The 18,783-nt window shown below is 72.9% G+C and carries 16 protein-coding genes; 6 read left to right on the forward strand and 10 right to left on the reverse strand.

All coding sequences use genetic code 11. From position 1 onward, the window contains the following. Nucleotides 1-37 precede the first annotated feature (37 nt). On the forward strand, nucleotides 38-769 hold the full coding sequence (locus tag OG447_RS22265) for a hypothetical protein (RefSeq protein WP_266938623.1): 732 nt from the start codon (nucleotides 38-40) through the stop codon (nucleotides 767-769). Nucleotides 770-1,190: 421 nt separating this feature from the next. Here the strand turns inward: OG447_RS22265 and OG447_RS22270 are convergent, their stop codons facing one another. The 3 genes from OG447_RS22270 to OG447_RS22280 all read right to left on the reverse strand — a co-directional run bounded on the left by OG447_RS22270 (nucleotide 1,191) and on the right by OG447_RS22280 (nucleotide 3,606). Further along, the gene (locus OG447_RS22270; protein WP_266938624.1) at nucleotides 1,191-1,916 is read right to left on the reverse strand and encodes a zf-HC2 domain-containing protein; all 726 of its coding nucleotides are present in this window, start codon (nucleotides 1,914-1,916) and stop codon (nucleotides 1,191-1,193) included. Continuing rightward, complete coding sequence (locus OG447_RS22275; protein WP_266938625.1) at nucleotides 1,913-2,524, reverse strand: sigma-70 family RNA polymerase sigma factor; 612 nt, start codon at nucleotides 2,522-2,524, stop codon at nucleotides 1,913-1,915. Before OG447_RS22275 ends, OG447_RS22270 begins: the two co-directional genes overlap by 4 nt. Before the next feature lie 83 nt (nucleotides 2,525-2,607). After that, nucleotides 2,608-3,606: a DUF1996 domain-containing protein gene (locus OG447_RS22280; RefSeq protein WP_266938626.1), complete on the reverse strand. Its 999-nt coding sequence runs from the start codon at nucleotides 3,604-3,606 to the stop codon at nucleotides 2,608-2,610. A gap of 165 nt (nucleotides 3,607-3,771) precedes the next feature. On the opposite strand from OG447_RS22280, the gene OG447_RS22285 reads away from it, so the two are divergent. The 3 genes from OG447_RS22285 (at nucleotide 3,772) to OG447_RS22295 (ending at nucleotide 9,654) form a co-directional block, all read left to right on the forward strand. Beyond that, nucleotides 3,772-4,509 (forward strand): DUF1838 family protein, encoded by a 738-nt coding sequence (locus OG447_RS22285; protein WP_266938627.1) that lies wholly within the window; start codon nucleotides 3,772-3,774, stop codon nucleotides 4,507-4,509. Between the two features lie 390 nt (nucleotides 4,510-4,899). After that, nucleotides 4,900-6,657 (forward strand): S8 family serine peptidase, encoded by a 1,758-nt coding sequence (locus tag OG447_RS22290; RefSeq protein WP_266938977.1) that lies wholly within the window; start codon nucleotides 4,900-4,902, stop codon nucleotides 6,655-6,657. A 234-nt stretch (nucleotides 6,658-6,891) separates the two neighbouring features. Further along, entirely contained in the window at nucleotides 6,892-9,654 is a 2,763-nt protein-coding gene (locus OG447_RS22295; protein WP_266938628.1) for a LuxR family transcriptional regulator, read from the forward strand. Nucleotides 9,655-9,719: 65 nt separating this feature from the next. On the opposite strand, the gene OG447_RS22300 is transcribed toward OG447_RS22295, so the two are convergent. From OG447_RS22300 to OG447_RS22310, 3 genes are all read right to left on the reverse strand, one after another. Beyond that, a complete protein-coding gene (locus OG447_RS22300) occupies nucleotides 9,720-10,559 on the reverse strand; it encodes a glycoside hydrolase family 19 protein (protein WP_323181839.1) in 840 nt (279 codons plus the stop codon). A 228-nt stretch (nucleotides 10,560-10,787) separates the two neighbouring features. Then, nucleotides 10,788-11,201, reverse strand: a complete 414-nt coding sequence (locus OG447_RS22305; RefSeq protein WP_266938630.1) for a rodlin — start codon at nucleotides 11,199-11,201, stop codon at nucleotides 10,788-10,790. Nucleotides 11,202-11,395: 194 nt separating this feature from the next. Continuing rightward, complete coding sequence (locus tag OG447_RS22310; RefSeq protein ID WP_266938631.1) at nucleotides 11,396-11,587, reverse strand: DUF5302 domain-containing protein; 192 nt, start codon at nucleotides 11,585-11,587, stop codon at nucleotides 11,396-11,398. 260 nt (nucleotides 11,588-11,847) lie between these two features. Between OG447_RS22310 and OG447_RS22315 the strand changes: the two genes are divergently transcribed. Then, nucleotides 11,848-13,209, forward strand: a complete 1,362-nt coding sequence (locus OG447_RS22315; protein ID WP_266938632.1) for an FAD-dependent oxidoreductase — start codon at nucleotides 11,848-11,850, stop codon at nucleotides 13,207-13,209. A 148-nt stretch (nucleotides 13,210-13,357) separates the two neighbouring features. On the opposite strand, the gene OG447_RS22320 is transcribed toward OG447_RS22315, so the two are convergent. Continuing rightward, on the reverse strand, nucleotides 13,358-14,617 hold the full coding sequence (locus tag OG447_RS22320) for an amidohydrolase (protein WP_266938633.1): 1,260 nt from the start codon (nucleotides 14,615-14,617) through the stop codon (nucleotides 13,358-13,360). Between the two features lie 163 nt (nucleotides 14,618-14,780). Here OG447_RS22320 and OG447_RS22325 point away from each other — a divergent pair, with 163 nt between their 5' ends. Continuing rightward, a complete protein-coding gene (locus OG447_RS22325) occupies nucleotides 14,781-14,954 on the forward strand; it encodes a thiazolylpeptide-type bacteriocin (protein ID WP_007268044.1) in 174 nt (57 codons plus the stop codon). Between the two features lie 94 nt (nucleotides 14,955-15,048). Here OG447_RS22325 and OG447_RS22330 read toward each other — a convergent pair whose 3' ends face one another. From OG447_RS22330 to OG447_RS22340, 3 genes are read right to left on the reverse strand one after another with little or no spacing between them, the layout of a single operon-like run. After that, complete coding sequence (locus OG447_RS22330; protein ID WP_266938634.1) at nucleotides 15,049-16,995, reverse strand: TOMM precursor leader peptide-binding protein; 1,947 nt, start codon at nucleotides 16,993-16,995, stop codon at nucleotides 15,049-15,051. After that, nucleotides 16,992-17,747, reverse strand: a complete 756-nt coding sequence (locus OG447_RS22335; protein ID WP_266938635.1) for an ABC transporter permease — start codon at nucleotides 17,745-17,747, stop codon at nucleotides 16,992-16,994. The genes OG447_RS22330 and OG447_RS22335 overlap by 4 nt, the downstream gene beginning before the upstream one ends. Continuing rightward, the gene (locus OG447_RS22340) at nucleotides 17,744-18,715 is read right to left on the reverse strand and encodes an ABC transporter ATP-binding protein (protein WP_266938636.1); all 972 of its coding nucleotides are present in this window, start codon (nucleotides 18,713-18,715) and stop codon (nucleotides 17,744-17,746) included. Before OG447_RS22340 ends, OG447_RS22335 begins: the two co-directional genes overlap by 4 nt. Between the last annotated feature and the right edge of the window lie 68 nt (nucleotides 18,716-18,783).

The raw sequence follows: 18,783 nt of genomic DNA on the forward strand, positions 1-18,783 counted from the left end.
CATGTACGGGCGTCCGGACTCCTGTTAGGTTCATCGTGTGCCGAAGCTGAATCAGATCATCGCAGTGGAAAAGGGCGTCAAGTCCAAATCCCTCCAGGAGCTCTCGCAGGCTCACCACGACGTCCAGAAGCCCGCCCTGCTGGCCGGCATCTCCCGGACCTACCAGCCCAAGGACGAGGAGGGCGAGCAACTGCCCCCGGAGTCCACGCGGGTGCAGGTCAAGGCCGAGGACGTGCTGCGGGCCACGGCGGGGACGCTGACGCGGCTGTTCGACGTGACGGCGACCAAGGACTGGGCCAACCGCAGCGCGGCCGCGGACGTGGTCGTGGACGGCTCGGTGCTGTTGGAGCAGGTGCCCGTGCCGTACCTGCTGTTCCTGGAGAAGCAGCTGACGGACATGCACACCTTCGTACGGAAGCTGCCGGTGCTGGACGCCTCCGAATCCTGGAACCTGGACCCGTCCACGGACTCCTGGAAGACGGACCCGGTCCGCACCATCCGCACCAAGAAGGTGCCGCGCAACCACGTCAAGGCCGAGGCGACGGACAAGCACCCGGCGCAGGTCGAGGTGTACTACGAGGACGTCCCCGTCGGGTACTGGACGACGGTGAAGTTCTCCGGCGCGCTGCCCGCCCGCAGGGTGAACGAGCTGCTGGACCGGGTGGAACGGCTCCAGCAGGCGGTCAAGTTCGCCCGCGAGGAGGCCAACAGCACCGAGGTCAGCGACCAGCGGGTCGGCGACGCGGTGTTCGGCTACCTGTTCAGGTAGCCCCATGATCGCCCCCCGTTGTGAGCGGGGGGTGCGCGAGAGCGCAAGCTGAAACTGATGTTGAAGCTGACAAGGGGTGTCAGTTGGGGGTTCGAATCCCTCCCCCGGCACTGCGTGCCGGGGTGGCCCAAGCCTGGCAGAGGCGGCCCCGTTAAATTCAGATTCTCGCTCCAGTCTCAGCATTCGCCGCCGAACACCGGATCGACCGAGCGTGGACGATCACCGACGGATGGGGGTTCAAGTCCCTCCTGCGCCTCTCTCGTGGCGCGGTAGTTCAAAGGCAGAACACGTCGGTCTCAATATGATCCGCGACTCTTAAACGCCGCCGGTGTGCGCAATTGGGTGGCAAGCAGGAGCCCGGGAGCTGGACATGCTCCCGGGCTCTGTCACGTTCCCGCCCCCACCGCCCGGACGGGGACCGCTACACCGGTACGGACACGAACGCCCTGCCCGCCTCGTTCTCGACGAGGATCGCCTTGACGTTCGAGGGATCCACGGCCGCCGAGCCGTCCAGCGACGCCCCCTTGCCCTCCCCGTTCTCCTGGCTGCCCACGACCCAGCCGCCCGCGGTGGTGCGCGTACCGTCCTTGGCGACCACGACCAGCCGGCACCGCTCGCCCGGGGGAATCCCCGTCACGGCAGCGTTCACCCGCACCCACTGCGTCGCGGGCATCATCTGTACGGTCATCCGCGCACCCGTGCCCCGATCGGTGGCCGAGGCCACCTTGGTCCCGGCCGGGGGCGCCGAAGGGGCCGCGGAGGCCGACGGGGACGGCTGCGGAGGCAGCGCCCGGGCTTCCGGATCCCCGCCGCCGAGCTGCGCGCCGGCCCAGAACACCGCGGCCATGGAGGCCGCAGCGGCCAGCCCCGCGAGACCCAGCCGGCGGCGCTGCGCACCGGCCCGCTCGCCGCGCATCTGCCGCAGCGTGCGCTGGAGCAGCAGATCCCCGCCCTGGGGCGGTCCGTCGAGGAACGCCTCCTCGGGCACCTCGCCGAGCGCCAGCTCCATCTCGCGCAACGCGGCCACCTCCTCCCGGCACTGCACACATCCGCGCATGTGCTCCTCGACCCGGCGGGTCTCCTCGTCGTCCAGGACGCCGAGCACGTACGGGCCGAGCAGTTCCTCCTCGTGTCGCTGCCGGTTCATGCCACCACCTCACGCAGTCCGGCGGGCTGCTGGGGCGGCCTGCCCGTTCGATTTCCTGTTCTGGAGCCGTTCCCCCTGGCACCGCTGTCCGTGAAGACCTCGCGCAGGGCCTTGAGGGCGTAGTGCGAGCGCGATTTGACCGTGCCCGCGGGGATGCCGAGGCTGTCGGCGGCCTCCGCGACGCTGAGCTGCCGGTAGTACAACTCCTTGAGTACGTCACGGTGTTCCGGTGACAGCTGGTCGAGTGCCCCCAGGACCGTCATCGAGTCCACCACGGAGTCGGCGTGGTCCGCCTCCACGGGGGGAGCGGACGCCTCCCCGGAGACCTCCGGCGGACGGGCGGCCTTGGCCCGGTACCGGTCGGTGATGATGTTGCGGGCCACCGTGAGCAGCCAGCCGCGCACCGAGCCCTTCCCGTTGACCAGGACCTCGGAATGCCGCCAGGCCCGGATCAGGGTCTCCTGGACCACGTCCTCGGCGGCGGCCCGGTCTCCGGTCAGCCGGGTGGCGTACGCGAGCAGGGCATGGCCGTGCTCCTCGTACACCGACTTGATCAGTGCCTCATCGGTCGAGCCCCGCCGAGTGCGGGGCCACAGTGGTCCGGCCATCTCACCCTCTCCGTCTTCCTCGCTTACCAGGTGCGGTCGGAACACGCCCTGCGCGCACGCGCGGTTCACGTGACGTACATCACTCAGATCCGGCAGGCGCGGCCCGTGTTGAGGCAGTCGGCCACCGAGGCCATCTGCTGGTCGGTCATCGCGTTCACGAACATCGCGTGGTCCGTCTTCGGGCTGTGCCGCTGCTCGGGGAAGGAGTCGAGCGCGACCGGCACGCCCTGGGGGAGCTCGTACGTGAAGGAGATCCGCAGCTCGGGCACCGGGAAGGTGCCCCGCGGGCATACACCGCCCGCTGCGGGGAACAGCAGGTGCGAGCGGTGCCCCGCGCTGCTGGTGTCGATGCCGTTCCAGCAGCTGGGGAAGGCCAGGGTGCGGGTGAGCCGGTCGCCCTCGGGGCAGCGGGGATAGCGGGTGGTGGACCGGTCGGGGGAGCCGGAACAGCCCCAGCGGGCCCGGACGTCGGCGTCGCTGCCCGCCGTGTGCGCGACGGCGTCGCCCGTCATCCCGCGCAGGAACCGCGGCATCGGCACCACCTTGCTCGCCGGGTTGCCACGGAACTCCACCAGGACCGAGGCCTCCGGCACGATCTCACCGGTGTTGCCGTGGCCCGCCGAGGTCTCGTGCGGGCGCGTGCCAGGCCGGTCCAGGCGGCGCAGGACGGGCCAGTAGTACGTGGACCGGTCGCCGCCTTTGCAGCTGGTGGCGGCCGCGTCCAGGGACTCGTCGGTCGACATGGCGTCGGTGGAGAGGTTCCCCACGTACGCGTGCGTGTGGTGGGCCCCGGCCCGCAGTCCGGGCGAGACGACCAGGTTGTCCTCGTTGTAGTGGCCCTGCTCGTTGCGGCCGCAGTCCACCGCCACCGAGCCGGTCGAGGCGTCGGGCCCCGGCGCCGGCGCGCGGTCCGGGGCACCCGGAACGTCGCGGATGTCCACGTAGTCGGAGGGTGCGGGACCGGTGGCGCCGGCCCCGTGCTGCGGACCGGCCGCTCGCGAGGCACCCAGGACGGCGGCGAGCAGCCCGCCGCCCAGGACCAGGCAGATGACGACAGTGAGCAGGCGGTGTTCGTTCCCCATGGCGGTCACGTTTGCCGGTGGCGCCACCGGCGTCAACCTGGCATCCGCATGGCGAGCGTCAGTCCGCCGCTTTCCCGTCAGATCCCGCCATACAGCGACAAGTCATGTCCTGTAACCATCGCGGGTGGTTGCCGAGCCGGAGGAGGACCGAGCACAGTACGCCGTATGACACCCGCTGAGCTCCTGCACGCCTTCGCCCGCACCCGCGCCTCGCTCGACGGCCGCGAGGTGACGTTCTGGTGGTCCGGCGACGTCTACTCCTGGGCCCCGGGCGAGCCCTACCAGCGCCTCTTCGGCTTCGAGGGGCTCAATGCCGCCCGGCTCGTCACGGACGAGGAGAGCGGCGGCTACCAACTGCTCTCCAGGGAAGCCGCCTTCTACCTGGACCCCCTCACCCGGGAGGTCTTGGAGACCTGGGAGGGCAAGCCGGTGGTCCACGTCTGGAACGATCCGGCCAACCAGAAGCTGCGCCCCTTCCCCGTCCCCCTCACGGACCTCGGCGAGCAGGTCTGCTTCAGCCTGGAGATCCCGCTGGCCTACCCCTCCCCGCTGCCCGTCGAGGAGTACCCGCGGAACTCGGCCGACGACACCTACCGGGCGCTGGAACTCTTCCAGTTCTTCGCGCCCGCGTCCGTCCTCACCACCGAGGCGGCGAGCGTCCCCTCGACCATGTCGTGGACGCGGATGTCCCCGTGGCTCCCCTGGATGGAACGGGGCGGGCGGGCCGGCGGCCTCACCTTCCACTGCCGGGGCCGCAAGCTGGACTCCTACGACGAGGTCCCGGAACGCACGCGCGCCTACATCGCCGAGCGGCACCCCGAATTCGCCCACGCGCCGGAGAAGTGGAGCGAGCCGAACGAGACCAGCTGGACCTACTTCCGCAAGCTGTCCGGCGGCCGGTAGCAGGCCCCGGCGGCCGCCCCCCGGCGCCGCGGGGGGAGCGGCAGGGGCCGGACAAGGGTTTTCCCCGTATCGAGTTCATCCCCGTGTTGCCTACTGTCTGCCCACCGGCGATCTTCCCCCTGCCCGACAGCCCACGCTCCAACCCCACATGGCGCGATGCCGTCGGGCCGGGCGGATCGCCGGTCACGCCGTTGCCCGGCCCCACCGCCGTGGACGGGCAGCGTGGCGCGCGGCGGTGGCCGGGGCGGGTTCGACCAGCCCCTCCCGGTCCCGTGGCCGCCGGTTCACCTCCCACACTGCACCGACCGGCCGCTCCGGCCTGCCCGGAAACGGCCCTCGAAAGGGAACACCGTGCACGCAACCAGACGCAGGCTCATATCCGTCGTGGCGATGTCCGTCACCCTGCTCGCCGGTTCCGCCACCGCCTCGGTGGCCGTCGCCGCCGATGTTCCGGCCCCCGCACCGGCCGCCACCGTCGCCCCCACCGCGCCGGTCGAGAACCTCATCGTCGGATACAAGTCCACGGCGACGGAGGCCAGCTCCAACACCGCGGCCGCCGACGACGCCACCGCCAAGGGCAAGAAGGCCGGCAAGAAGGCGACGTTCGACCGCCGCCTCGGCACCGGAGCCGCCCTGGTCAACCTGGGCGGAACCGTCGCCCCCGCCGAGGCCGCCGACGTCATGGCGCAGTTCCGCGCCGACCCGGACGTCGCCTACGTCGAGCCGGACTCCCGGGCCTACGCCCTGGCCACCCCGAACGACACCGAGTACGCCAAGCAGTGGGACCTCTTCGAGCCCACCGCCGGCATGAACGTCCCCGCCGCCTGGGACAAGACCACCGGTACGGGCGTGACCGTCGCCGTCCTCGACACCGGCTACGTCGCCCACTCCGACCTCGCCTCGAACGTGGTCGCCGGCTACGACTTCATCAGCAGCTCCAGCGCCGCCCGCGACGGCAACGGCCGCGACAACAACCCCGCCGACCAGGGCGACTGGAGCGCGGCCGGCGAGTGCGGCATCGGCTCCAAGGCCAGTGACTCCTCCTGGCACGGCACCCACGTCGCGGGCACCATCGCCGCGTCCACGGGCAACAGCAAGGGCGTCGCCGGCATCGCGTACGGCGCGAAGATCCAGCCCGTCCGCGTCCTCGGCAAGTGCGGCGGCGCCACCTCGGACATCGTCGACGCCATCACCTGGGCCTCCGGCGGCACCGTCCAGGGCGTCCCGGCGAACGCCACCCCCGCCAAGGTGATCAACATGAGCCTCGGCGGCTCGGGCGCCTGCACCTCGTCCTACCAGAACGCCATCACCGCCGCTGTCGGCCGGGGCACGACCGTCGTCGTGGCCGCGGGCAACAGCAACGCGGACGCCGCCGGCTTCTCGCCCGCCAGCTGCAACAACGTCGTCAACGTGGCCGCCAGCAGCCGCTCCGGCGACCGCTCCTTCTACTCCAACTACGGCGCGATCATCGACGTCGCCGCCCCGGGCGGTGAGACCCGCCGCGCCACGGACACGCCCGGCACCGTCACCACCCCCGAGAACGGCATCCTCTCCACCCTCAACGGTGGCACCACCACCCCGGGCGCCGAGATCTACAAGCCCTTCCAGGGCACCAGCATGGCCGCCCCGCACGTCGCGGGCCTCGCCGCCCTGCTGAAGTCGGCGAACTCCGCGCTGACCCCGGCCCAGATCGAGTCGGCCATCAAGGCCAACGCCCGCCCGCTGGCCGGCACCTGCACCGGCGGCTGCGGCACCGGCCTCGCCGACGCGGCCGCGACCGTCGCGGCCGTGACCTCCGGTCCGGTCACCCCGTCCTTCGAGAACACCGCGGACTTCGCCATCGGTGACAACACCACCGTGGAGAGCCCCCTCACCGTCAGCGGCGTCACCGGCAACGCCCCGGCCGCCCTCAAGGTGGGCGTGAACATCGCGCACACCTACATCGGTGACCTCAAGGTCGACCTGGTCGCCCCCGACGGCTCCGTCTACACGGTGCACAACCGCACCGGCGGCAGCGCCGACAACATCAGCCAGGTCTACACCGTCAACGCCTCCTCCGAGGTCGCGAACGGCACCTGGAAGCTCCGCGTGAACGACAACGCGGGCGGCGACACCGGCAAGATCGACTCCTGGAGCCTCGGCTTCTGATCCGGCCGCCCCGGCCCCGGTCCGGCGCCCAACTCCGGCTGACGGTCCGATAGTACGGACCAATCTCAATCCGCGGACCTGCCTATACACCTCGTATCGGCAGGTCCGACGGGTTTTCCCGGCGACCGACTGAATTCTGCGTCACAATCCGGGTCCACCCGGCATCTGACCTCGTATTGTCGCGTCTCACAGGAAAGGCACAGGAGCTGGGGACCGAGAGGCTGGTGGCTGTGCGTGGTGGCGGCGACGGGGCACGCTGACACGAGCGTCGGACACGATGAACTGATCAAGGCGGTCGACCGCGCGCTGACCACGCACGGCCGGGCCCTCCTGACGGGACCCGCCGGCGCGGGCAAGACCGAGGTGGCCCGCGCCGTCGCGGCCGCCGCGCAGGCCCGCCGCGAGACCGTGCTCCGCCTCGCTCCCGAGGCCGCCGACCAGTGGATACCCGAGGCCTCCGCCGCAGCCCTGCTGGCCTCCGTCCCGGGCACCGCCCTGGAGCGGCTCTCCGGCCCCCAGCGCACCGCCATCGCCCTGCTGTGCCGGGAGACCGACGCACCCCGCGCGGGCCGCGACCACGTCGCGCTGCGCCTCGCCGTCGTGGAAGTGCTCCGCACCCTCGCCGCCCGCCAGCCCGTCCTGCTCGTCCTCGACAACGCCCAGTGGCTCGACGCCGAGAGCACCGACCTGCTCCGCTTCGCCCTGCGCCTCACCCCGCCCCGGGTACGGGTCCTCGTCGCCGAATGCGTCCAGGGCGGAGCCGCGGTCGGCGAACCCCTCTGCGGGCCCGGAACCCCGGCCATCCCCGTCCCCCCGCTCGGCGCCGACGAAGTCGCCGAACTGCTGGTGCGCCGCGGCCTGCCCGCCCGCCTCGCCGGCCGCATCCACCAGGCCAGCGGCGGAAACCCCCGCCTCGCCCTCGCCCTCGGCCAGTCCCTCGCCGACGCCCGCGACGGCAGCGCCCACCACGCCGACACCCTGCCCGTCTCCGGACCGGCCCGCGAGGTGGCCCGCCGCCTCCTCGCCGCGGCCCCCGCCCGGGCCCGCCGGACCCTGCTGCTCGCCGCCCTCGCGGCCCGCCCGACCACCGCCCTGCTGCGCCGCGCGGGGCGGCCCGACGCGGAGGCGGAGCTGGCCGAGGCGGAACGGGCCGCGCTCGTCAGCGTGGGCGAGGACGGCGCCGTGGAGTTCACCGCGGGGGCACTGCCCACCGCGCTGGCCGCCGACGCGGGCTGGCCCGAACGCGCCGCCGGACACGCCGCCCTGGCCGCCGCCGTCGACGACCCCGTCCAGGCCGTACGCCACCGCGCGCTGGCCGTGGACACCCCCGACCAGTGGCTCGCCGCGGAGATCACCGAAGCCGCCGCCGCCTGCCGCCGCCGCGGCCAGCGGGCCCTCGCCGCCGAACTGGGCCTGCTCGCCGCGGAACGCACGCCCTCCCACCTGGCCGGGGAGGAACTGGCCCGGCTCGTCGCCGCCGCCGAGGACGCGGGCTGGGCGGGCCGCGCCGATCTCGCCCGCCGCGCCACCCGCGCCGTACTGGCCCGGGACGCCTCTTCCGCCGACCGGGTACGGGCCCGGCTCGCCGTGATCGACGCCGCCGGACAGGCCCTCGGCACCCTCGAGGAGACCTTCGCCCACGCCATGGACGACGCCGCCGGCGACCCCGCCCTGCAAGCGGCCGTCCAGCTGCGGATCGCCTGGAAGCACAACCTCAGCGACGGCGACCCCGTCCGCTCCCGCGACGCGGCGGCCGCGGCCGGCGCGCTCGCCGCCCAGGGCGGGGACCAGGTCGCCGAGGCCATGGCCCTCACCGTACGGGCCCGCATGGGCCGCATCCTGGGCGACTCCGACGCCGAGGACATCCTGGCCGAGGCCCTCGCCCTGCCCGCCCCCGAGGTGCCCCTCGGGATGCGCAACGCCCCGCGCTACCTCGCCGTCCGCCACGCCCTCTTCGACGACCGCCTCGCCGACGCCCGGCGCCAGCTGATGGTCCTGCTGCCCTCCGTCCAGCGCACCGGGTCCGCCGAGGACGTCTTCGAGGTCCTGCGCAGCCTCACCGAGGTCGAACTGCGCGGCGGCCGGTGCGAGGCCGCGTCCGCCCACGCCCGGCGCGCCCTGGAGCTGACCATCGAGGCGGGCCTGTCACCCGGCCCCGCCTGGTACGTGGCCGCGATGGCCGAGGCCATGGGCGGCGGCTTCGCGCGCGCCGCCGGATACGCCCGCCGCGGCATCCAGGCCTCGGAGGAGGAGCACGACCAGGTGTTCCTCTCGCGCAGCCTGCACGCGCTCGGGCTGGTCGAACTGGCCACGGGCGAGGCGGCGAAGGCGGTGGCCACGCTGCGCCGGGTCGCCGCGCTGGAGGCCGCCCAGCAGGTGGTCGACCCATCGATCCTGCGCTGGCACGGGGACCTGGCCGAGGCGCTGGTCGCCGCGGACGAGCCCGAGGAAGCGGCCCAGCTGCTCGACTGCGTCCACGCCGTGGCCCTCGGGCTCGGGCGCGCCGGGGTGGTCGCCGCCCTCGACCGCGCCCGGGGCCTGTGCCTGTCGGCGCAGGGCGAGGCCGACGCGGCCGTAACCCTGCTGGAGGCCACCGAGCAGCGGTTCGCCGCCCTGCGGCTGCCGCTGGAACGGGCCCGTACGCTGCTGGCCCTCGCCCGGGTGGAACGGCGCCGCCGCCGGCGCGCACCGGCCCGCGCCGCCCTCCTGGCCGCGGCCGGGGAGTTCGAACGGGCTGGCGCGACCCCCTGGACGGAACTCGCCGGGGAACCGGCCGCCGCCCCCGGCGAGGGGAGCGGCGCGGAACCGGTCGCCTCGCTGACCGAGGCCGAGATCCGCCTCGCCCTGCTCGTCGGCCAGGGGGCCAGCAACCAGGAGGCGGCGGCGAAGCTGTTCCTCAGCGTCAAGACGGTCGAGGCCCGGCTGACCCGCATCTACCAGAAGCTCAACGTACGGTCGCGGGCCCAGCTGGCCACCGCCCTGCACGGCGGCCGCTAGGGGGTGTCCGGTGGGTCAGGGCCGGGCCCGGCCCTGACCCACCGGACACCCCCTAAGGCGACCGGTCAGCAGCTCAGGTTGTTCCCGGGCGTCACCCCGAGCAGCTGCGTGAAGCGCTGGTAGGTGGAGACCCGGCTCTGGACCTGGGCCGGGTTGCCGCCGTTGCACTCCAGGGCGCCGTTGATGGAGCGGATGGTCTCGCCGAAGCCCGCGCCGCTCACCATGGCGGTGTGGGCGGTCATCGTGCCCGGCCCGTTCTGCGTGTTCCAGTACCAGAGCGCCGTCTTCATGGCGACGGCCGGGTCCTGCTCGACGAGGTAGGGGTTCGCGAGCAGGTTGATGCCGAGGGCGTCACCCGCCGCCTTGTAGTTGAAGTTCCAGCTCAGCTGGATCGGGCCGCGCCCGTAGTACGCGGCCTGGCCGGCCGGACAGCCGTAGGGCTGGGTCGCGTCGCAGTAGTGAGGGTAGTTGGCGGTGTTCTGTTCGACGATGTGCACCAGGCCGCCCGTCTCGTGGGAGGCGTTGGCGAGGAAGGCGGCGGCCTCACGGCGCTTCACGGTGTCGTCACCGGTCTGCGCGAAGGCCGGGTAGGCCGACAGCGCCGCGACCAGGCCGTTGTAGGTGTAGAAGGAGTTCCGGTTCGGGAACATCTGGTTGAACTGGGCCTCGGAGACCACGAATCCGGACGGGTCGGGGTCCTGGCCCCCGCCGCCACCGCAGGCGCCCTGGTCCGACCAGACGCCCCACTGCCCGGTGGTGCCGGGCGTCTCGCCCTGGGTCCACCACTTGGCCTGCCAGTTGTGTCCGTTGTGCGAGGCGCTCATGCCGTTCGTGTAGACCGCGGAGGAGGCCCAGGGGGTTACGCAGGCGGCGGCCGCGACGGCGGGGGAGGAGGGGAAGGTCAGGGCGAGGCCGACCGTGACGGCCGCGGCGGCGACCAGGGACAGGGCACGGCGGCGAAACGCGCGTATCACGTAACTTCTCCTTCAGTGGGGGGAGTTGCCGTGGGGGCGGCAACTACGCCACTGAAGCGAAAATGGTCTGGACCTGTCAAGGTCTAGACCAAGAGGATCTCGTGTGGCCGCATGCCGAAGCCCCGGCGTGAAGGGTCACGCCGGGGCTTCGGCGGCAGGTCAGCTGCCGGCGGAGAGGTTGCCCGAGAGGACTGGGATGTTCTCCAGGATGTGCGAGGCCGAGTCGTCGCCCTTGGCCTGGGTGGAGTTCTCGGTGCACTGCTGGTTCTGCGGGTTGGCGAGGACGTTGACGTCCTGGACGCCGATGTTGGCGATGACCGCGAACAGGGACTGGGCGTTGACCTTCGCGGGCAGGCCGATGCAGAGCTTGTTCAGCGAGCCCTGGACCGCACTGAGCTGCGGGCTCATCTTGCCGTGGGTCTCCTGGTTGCCGTAGATCTGCGCGGCGCCGTTGCCGTTCACGGTGTTGACGCCGTTGTCGTTGCCGATCGCCATCGCCGGGGAGGCTACGGCGGCGCCCGCGCCCAGCACGGAGGCGGTGACCGCTGCGGTGGCCATGAACTTCTTGAACATGTGGGGGATCCTTCGGTTGCGCTGTCGCATGGGATAGCTGCCCTCGGCGGGACGTGCTGATCAACTGCTGCAGGCGCTTGTGGTTATCCCCACTCACCCGGGTGGCTCATTTGGCACACTGCCCGCCCCGGGGTACGACGGGTCGCCCGGTCCCGCCGCCGTGGCGGCGAGACTGAGCTCCTCGGATCCGAGGGTCAGCCGGTCTTGCGGCGGACCTTCTTGTTCTTGCCGCCGGGGCCGCTGCTGGAACCCTGGACCTTCGCCCGGCTCTGGTGTGCCTGCTGGGACTGGGCATTCGCCGCGTTGCGCTCCAGCGCCTCCCGGAACTTGCGCTTGGCCTCCTCGGCCGGCGTTTCGTCCTGCGGGGTGTCTGTTTCGTCTGCCATTGGTCCTCCTGGGGTGATCAAACCGTTTCAGTCTGTCAGCTTGCGTGCCTGCTGACCAGCGAGTTCCCCTGGGGCCGTGCCCAGCGGGCGCGCAGCCCCTCCGGCGGGACGCGACCGGAACGCGAGCCTCCAAGGATGGCTTGGGGGAGTCATAAGTTTTAATTATGAGGCCATAAGCTGCCACCGGGTGCTGGATTAGGGTTACCTCAGTTTAAGGTCTTCCTTGATCCAGCTTTTTCTCGCTCGAAGGGAACTTCGTCATGCCTCGCCCCCTGCGGGTAGCAATCGTCGGTGCCGGTCCCGCAGGGATCTACGCGGCGGACGCGCTGCTGAAGTCCGAGACCGCCGCCGAGCCCGGCGTGTCCATCGACCTCTTCGAGAAGATGCCCGCGCCCTTCGGCCTGATCCGCTACGGCGTCGCCCCCGACCACCCGAGGATCAAGGGCATCATCACCGCCCTGCACCAGGTGCTCGACAAGCCGCAGGTCCGCCTCTTCGGGAACGTCGACTACCCGAACGACATCGGCCTCGACGAGCTGCGCTCGTTCTACGACGCCGTGATCTTCTCCACGGGCGCCACCGCCGACCGCGAGCTGAGCATCCCGGGCGTCGAGCTGGCGGGCTCCTACGGCGCCGCCGACTTCGTCTCCTGGTACGACGGCCACCCGGACGTCCCCCGCACCTGGCCGCTGGAGGCGGAGAAGGTCGCGGTGCTGGGCGTAGGCAACGTCGCCCTCGACGTCGCGCGCATCCTGGCGAAGACGGCCGACGAACTGCTGCCGACCGAGATACCGCCGAACGTCCACGAGGGCCTCAAGGCCAACAAGGCGCTCGAGGTGCACGTCTTCGGACGCCGCGGTCCGGCCCAGGCCAAGTTCAGCCCCATGGAGCTGCGCGAACTGGACCACTCGCCCACCATCGAGGTCATCGTCAACCCCGAGGACATCGACTACGACGAGGGTTCGATCGCCACCCGCCGCGCCAACAAGCAGGCGGACATGGTCGCCAAGACCCTGGAGAACTGGGCGATCCGGGACATCGGCGACCGCCCCCACAAGCTGTTCCTGCACTTCTTCGAGTCCCCCTCCGAGGTGCTCGGCGAGGACGGCAGGGTCGTCGGCCTGCGCACCGAGCGCACCGAGCTCGACGGCACCGGCAATGTGAAGGGCACCGGCCGGTTCACCGACTGGGACGTCCAGTCCGTCTACCGGGCCGTGGGCTATCTCTCGGACGAGCTCCCCAAGCTCCCCTGGGACGTGGAGTCCGGCACGGTCCCCGACGAGGGCGGCCGCGTGATCGAGGCCGGCGGGCACCTGCAGTCGACGTACGTCACCGGCTGGATCCGGCGCGGTCCGGTCGGCCTGATCGGCCACACCAAGGGCGACGCCAACGAGACCGTCGCGAACCTCCTCGCCGACCACGCCGAGGGCCGCCTGCACAGCCCGGACGCGCCCGCGCCGGAGGCCGTCGAGGCCTTCCTCGCCGAGCGGAGCGTGCGCTACACCACGTGGGAGGGCTGGCACCGCCTCGACGCCGCGGAGAAGGCCCTCGGCGAGCCCCAGGGCCGCGCGCGCGTGAAGATCGTCGAGCGCGAGGACATGCTGGACGCGAGCGGCGCCTGACCGGCGGGAGGGGGCCGGACCCCGGCCCCCTCCCCGGGCCGGACCCCGGCCCCCTCCCCGGGCCGGACCCCGGCCCCCTCCCCGGGCCGGACCCCGGCCCCCTCCCCGCGGACCGGTCCACGCGCCGGTGCGCGAAACGGCCGGATTCTCACGCCGTCGGAGCCGCCAGGCAGGTGAGGGCCGCCGCCGTCAGCGCCCGCACGCCCGCCGGGAGCGCCGTGCGGGCGTCCGGCGCGAAATCAGGCGCGTGGTTGGCGGGCAGCGCCGCCAGTTTCTGCGCCGCGGTCGCCCCCGGCGCCGCCGACCAGGCCGCGGGTCCGATCACCCCGAGCATCCAGTAGGCGAGCCGGACCCCTTCCGCGCCGTGCAGGTCGCGCCCCGCGTCGCCGAACAGCCCGAAGTCCTCCGTCGCCAGGGACGGCGGCCACATGGCCACCCGCTCGGGGCCGAATTCCGCCACATGGGCCTCCCGTACCGCGGCCGTCGTCGCCGGGTCGGGATGGGTGACGGGAGAGACGGACTCGCGGACGATCTCCGGCTCCCGGGGGCAGTCCGCCGCCGCGCATTCGGCGCGGACGATCCGCTCCACCGCCGCGGCCGCGCGCGTCAGCGCCGCCTCGCCGGCCGCCCGTACGGTGACGGCCAGTTCGGCCCGGTCGGGCACGATGTTCGCCCGGTCGCCCGCGTGGAACGAGCCGACCGTGACGGCGACCTGTTCCGAGGGCGCGGCCTCCCGGGCCACCACCGTCTGGAGCCGGGTCACCACATGGGCCGCCGCCACCACGGGGTCCACGGTCAGGTGCGGGGCCCCCGCATGCCCGCCGCGGCCGTGCAGGACGATCCGGAAGGTGACGCTCCCGGCGGTCATCGGCCCGTACCCGTGGGCCACCATCCCGGCGGGCAGCGGGGCCGCGTGCTGCGCCAGCACGGCGTCGGGGCGGCCCGTCCGCTCGTACAGGCCGTCCGCCAGCATCGCCCGGGCCCCCTCCAGGGTCTCCTCCGCCGGCTGGCCCACCACGATCAGCGTGCCCCGCAGAGCCCGAGGCGAGCTGGCCAGCAGCGAGGCCGCCCCCGCCGCCGCGGCCAGGTGGAGGTCGTGCCCGCAGGCGTGCGCCGCCTCACCCCGGCTCGCGTAGGCCAGGCCGGTCGTCTCCCGTACCGGCAGGGCGTCCAGTTCCGCCCGCAGCATGACGGTCGGCCCCTCGCCGCCCCGCAGCACCCCGGCCACGCCGTGCCCGCCGATCCCGCGCGTGGTCTCGTACCCGGCGGCCTCCAGCCAGTCGGCGAACCGGCCCGCCGTGCGCTCCTCGGCGCCCGACAGCTCGGGATGCCGGTGCAGATCCAGGTAGAGGGTGGTGAGCGGCCGCACGATTCCGGCCAGCCCGGGTAGTCCGGCGAGTTCCGTCATCCGCCCATGATCGGGCAGCGGTCCCGGGCGGGGGACACCAGGGCGCTGACACTTTCTGTCAGCAAGGTGTCAGCGGTACGCCGGGTCAGGTGCAGGTGCGACCGGTTCTGATGGAAGGGCACCACCGCACCACCCAACGACCGCACCAGCTGAAGGAGTCACCATGGAGAAGTCGCCGCTCGCCTCGCTCGCCGACGAGATCCTCGAGCTCGAGTCCGAGACCTTCGAGATCTCCGACTACTCGGACGCCAGCGAGGTCGTGCTCGCCGGTTCCACGAGCTGCAGCTCGACCTCGACCTGCTCCTCGACCACCAGCACGACCTCCTGCAGCGCCTGACCCTTCAGGGCGTACGCACACCGGTGCCCCGGCCCCCGCGCGAGCGGGAGCCGGGGCACCGGCCGTACCGCCCGGACCGCACCGGGCCCGGTGATCAGGGGAAGGGGTGGGGGACCATCCGGACCTCCGCCTCGCCCAGGTCCGTCCGGCGCAGCCCCGCCCGGCGGGGCGCGGTGCGCAGCCGCGGCATGAACGGCGCCCGCTGCCTCGACCAGCCGAAGTCGATCGGCAGCAGCCCCGGCACGACCGCGCACACCGTGCGCAGCCCGATCCGCCGCTGCTCCGGCGTCGTCTGATCGACGACGATCACATCGTGCCCGGACTGCGTCAACTCCTCCACGCAGTACATGAGATCGTCCCGAAGGTCCGCGGTGCGCGGCCGGCCCTCCGCGTTCCACGCCCGGTAGACCTCGGCCATCGGCCGCACGGACACCGGCTCCAGGTAGGGCCGCACGTACGGGGCCATCACCGGCAGCCCGTACAGCTGGGCGTGGTCCTTCAGATGCCGCACCTGCCGGAAGTCACCGGCCATCGCCTCCAGTTCGGCCCGCCGCTCCGCCACCTGCCGGGGCAGGTGCGGAATGTAGGTGAGGACCTCCGACAGCGCGGCCTCGGCAGCCGCCGCCGGATCCAGCGCCGCGCCCGCCCCGAAGGAGAACAGCCCCGGCCCGCCGTCGCGGCGCACCGCGAGCGCCGTCACCACCGGCACCGACAGGTCGATCCGGTTGTCGAAGACGTGTACGTCGTAGCCCTGAAGTGCCGCCCGGTCGGCCATCATCCGCACCGCCGGACCCGGCACGGAGGCCAAGTCGATCTCGGTCAGGGGCAGTCCGGCGTACCAGGCCACCAAGAAGGCGTCCCGCTCGATCAGTTCCAGCAGCGCGCCGAGCAGCGCCTCCTCCGTGCAGCTGCCGATCGCGCAGCCGTTGGAGCACTCGAAGACGAAGTTGTCGGCGGCCAGCCCCGCGCTGTAGTGCACCAGCCGCGCCGGGACCAGCACGGGCCGGTCGTCGCGCAGCGAGTGCCCGTACACCCAGGGGATCGGCCGCTCCGGGTCGAAGGGCGACACCATCGGGTCGTCGCGGTAGGTCTCGGGCGGGTAGGAACCGCACAGGGCCGGATCCAGGGCCCGCTCGCCCAGCTCCGCGTACGAGGCCGTGAGCAGCGAACTCCCGGTGCGCCGATGGGTGCCCGCGTACCGCTCAAGGCCCTCCAGGTAGGCCAGGTCCCGGCTCGCCGAGAAGCTGTTGGCCTGCCCGCTCCAGGTGACGTCCGTCAGCCCCGCGTAGCCGCGCATGAACACGCTGCCCGCGACGGGAGCGGTCGTCGGCGAGGTGACGTTGATCCAGGTTCCCCCGCCCAGCACCCCGGTCTCGGGATTCGCCAGCGCCGCGTGCGGCATGGGGTACGAGGACGCCGCCCGCAACCGCTGCGCGCCCGGCGAGGGGGTGGGCCGGGAGACCGGGACGAAGGGAGCCGGGGCGTCGGTCCCGCGCGGCCCGCAGCCGGGGCAGAGCGGATCGGCCGCCAGCGGGTAGGTCCGCACCTGGAGGGTCTCCAGGTCCAGCCGGGAGACCTGGGGCAGGGCCCGGTCCGCCGCCGTGGGGCCGGGGGCGGCCGCGGAGCCCTCGAAGACCGCGCCGTGCAGCGCCCGTACCGCGTCCAGCAGGTACGGGGGCAGCCGCGGCCAGTCCCCGGCCACCGGGGTGACGGTCCCGCTGCCGGTCTCCAGGGCGTCCCGCTCGCTCCGGCTGCGCAGCCGCTGCCGGCGCATCGCCAGGCACTGGCCGCAGGCGGGCGCGGTGCCGTCGCCGCCCCAGGGGCCGACCAGGACGGCGCGGGCGCCGAGATGGACGGTCGCGGCCGCCCGTACCGCGGCGAACGGGTCCGCGGCGCGCGGCCCCAGCGCGTCGTGCACGCCGAGGGTGACCACGTACGCGCCGAGGTCCTCCAGGGCCTCGGCCAGCTCGCGCCGCGCCGCTTCCAGCGCGGTGCCGTCCGGAGCCCGGACGGGGCGCGTGCGCACGGAAGTCGGGGTCATGTCCGGTTGCTCCAGCGGAAGGTCTTGAGCCCGATCCCGCCGAACAGCACGGCGAAGCCGAGGAGCACCGCGCACCCGGTGCCGATGGCGGACAGCGAGCCCGAACCGGTCAGGGCCCCGGTCGCGGCGTCGTTGAGGTAGCGCAGCGGCAGGACGCGCGACACCGACTGGAGCCACGACGGCATCAGGTCCAGCGGCAGGAAGGAGCCGGACAGGAACGCCATCGGCACCATCATGCAGTTGGCGATCGCCGCGACGGCCTCGGGCGTGTTCGCGTAGGTGCCGACGATCACGCCGATCGCCATGAACGCGGTGATCCCGAGGACCAGGGCCGGCAGCACCAGCGGCCAGCGCCCGTCCAGGACCAGCCCGAACCCGGGCAGCATCGCCACCGCCACGAACACCGCGGCCTGGACGACGCCGACCACGAGCGCCAGCACGTACCGCGAGGCCAGCACGGTCGTCAGCGGCGTCGGCGTCAGCCGGATCAGCCGCAGCAGGTCGTCGCGGCGCCACTGCATCAGCGTGAACGCGATGCCGAACACGGCGGCGTTGGCCACGCCCCACGACATCACGCCGGGAGCGATGTACGAGATGTAGGGGCGGCCGCTCTCCTCCACCTCCTGCCCGCTGAAGATCAGCCCGAAGACGACGAGGAAGAGCAGCGGGAAGGCGAAGGTGAAGAAGAGGGTGGCCTTGTCCCGGACCTGCGCCCGGTAGCCGGCTGCGGTCAGGGCCGTGTACGCGCTCATGCCTGGGACTCCGTGGGGTGGGTGGTGGCGTGGCCGGCGGCCGTACCGGTCAGTTCGAGGTAGACGTCCTCCAGCGTGGCCGTACGGGTCATCACCCCGTCGAGCCCGGTGAGCGCGTCGACGGCCTGGAGGACCTTGCCCGGGGAGGCGGTCTCCAGGACCAGCGAACCGCCCTGGAGGCTGGCCCGGTCCACGCCCGGCAGGGAGGCCGCGTCGTCGAGCGGGATCCGGCCGGCGGGCAGCAGCAGCCGGGCGGGGGCGCCGGCGGCGGTGACGAGCCGGTGCGGGGAGTCGAGGGCGGCTGTCTTCCCGCCGACGAGGATGGCCACCCGGTCGCACAGGGCCTCGGCCTCGTCGAGGTGGTGGGTGGTGTAGACGATGGTGCGGCCCTCGCTCTTGAGCGTGCGCAGCACCTGCCACAGATCGCGGCGGGCCTGGGGGTCGAGGGCCGCCGTCGGCTCGTCCAGGAAGATCAGCTCGGGGCTGTGGACGAGGGCGGAGGCGATGGCGAGGCGCTGGCGCTGGCCGCCGGACAGGTTCTCGACGTACACGTCGCGCTGTTCGGTCAGGCCCACCGTCTCCAGCGTGCGGTCCGCCGCGCCCCGTTCGGCGCGGTAGAGCCCGGCGACGGTCAGCAGGTGCTCGCGCGCGGTCTGCCGGACGAAGAACGCGGAGGCCTGCGTCTGTACGCCGATCCGCGGCAGCAGCGCCGTGTTGCGCGGCCAGGGGCTCTGCCCGAGCACGCGGACGGTCCCGGAGTCGGCCTGCCGCAGGCCTTCCATGATCTCGATGAGGGTGGTCTTGCCCGCCCCGTTGGGGCCGAGGAGGCCGAAGAACTCGCCGCGGCGCACGTCGAGGGAGATCCCGTCCACCGCGGTGCGGTCGCCGTAGCGCTTGCGGATCTCCGACACGGTGACGGCGGCGCTGGGGCCGCTGTCGGGGGGCTGGGTGGTGCGGTCAGTGCTCATGGGGAGTGCGGTTCCCTCGTTCTCGGTGTGGTGGGGGGGACGGATGACAGGGAATCAGGGGGCGGGGG

It is taken from the genome of Streptomyces sp. NBC_01408 (genome assembly GCF_026340255.1).
In the GTDB taxonomy this organism is placed as follows: Bacteria; Actinomycetota; Actinomycetes; order Streptomycetales; family Streptomycetaceae; genus Streptomyces.

Excerpts from the sequence above, each read along its gene's own strand:
- OG447_RS22315 (WP_266938632.1), top strand. The coding sequence starts at position 11,848 with ATGCCTCGCCCCCTGCGGGTAGCAATCGTCGGTGCCGGTCCCGCAGGG.
- OG447_RS22320 (WP_266938633.1), bottom strand. The coding sequence starts at position 14,617 with ATGACGGAACTCGCCGGACTACCCGGGCTGGCCGGAATCGTGCGGCCG.
- OG447_RS22280 (WP_266938626.1), bottom strand. The coding sequence starts at position 3,606 with ATGGGGAACGAACACCGCCTGCTCACTGTCGTCATCTGCCTGGTCCTG.
- OG447_RS22270 (WP_266938624.1), bottom strand. The coding sequence starts at position 1,916 with ATGAACCGGCAGCGACACGAGGAGGAACTGCTCGGCCCGTACGTGCTC.
- OG447_RS22275 (WP_266938625.1), bottom strand. The coding sequence starts at position 2,524 with ATGGCCGGACCACTGTGGCCCCGCACTCGGCGGGGCTCGACCGATGAG.
- OG447_RS22330 (WP_266938634.1), bottom strand. The coding sequence starts at position 16,995 with ATGACCCCGACTTCCGTGCGCACGCGCCCCGTCCGGGCTCCGGACGGC.
- OG447_RS22285 (WP_266938627.1), top strand. The coding sequence starts at position 3,772 with ATGACACCCGCTGAGCTCCTGCACGCCTTCGCCCGCACCCGCGCCTCG.
- OG447_RS22325 (WP_007268044.1), top strand. The coding sequence starts at position 14,781 with ATGGAGAAGTCGCCGCTCGCCTCGCTCGCCGACGAGATCCTCGAGCTC.
- OG447_RS22310 (WP_266938631.1), bottom strand. The coding sequence starts at position 11,587 with ATGGCAGACGAAACAGACACCCCGCAGGACGAAACGCCGGCCGAGGAG.
- OG447_RS22305 (WP_266938630.1), bottom strand. The coding sequence starts at position 11,201 with ATGTTCAAGAAGTTCATGGCCACCGCAGCGGTCACCGCCTCCGTGCTG.
- OG447_RS22335 (WP_266938635.1), bottom strand. The coding sequence starts at position 17,747 with ATGAGCGCGTACACGGCCCTGACCGCAGCCGGCTACCGGGCGCAGGTC.
- OG447_RS22290 (WP_266938977.1), top strand. The coding sequence starts at position 4,900 with ATGTCCGTCACCCTGCTCGCCGGTTCCGCCACCGCCTCGGTGGCCGTC.
- OG447_RS22340 (WP_266938636.1), bottom strand. The coding sequence starts at position 18,715 with ATGAGCACTGACCGCACCACCCAGCCCCCCGACAGCGGCCCCAGCGCC.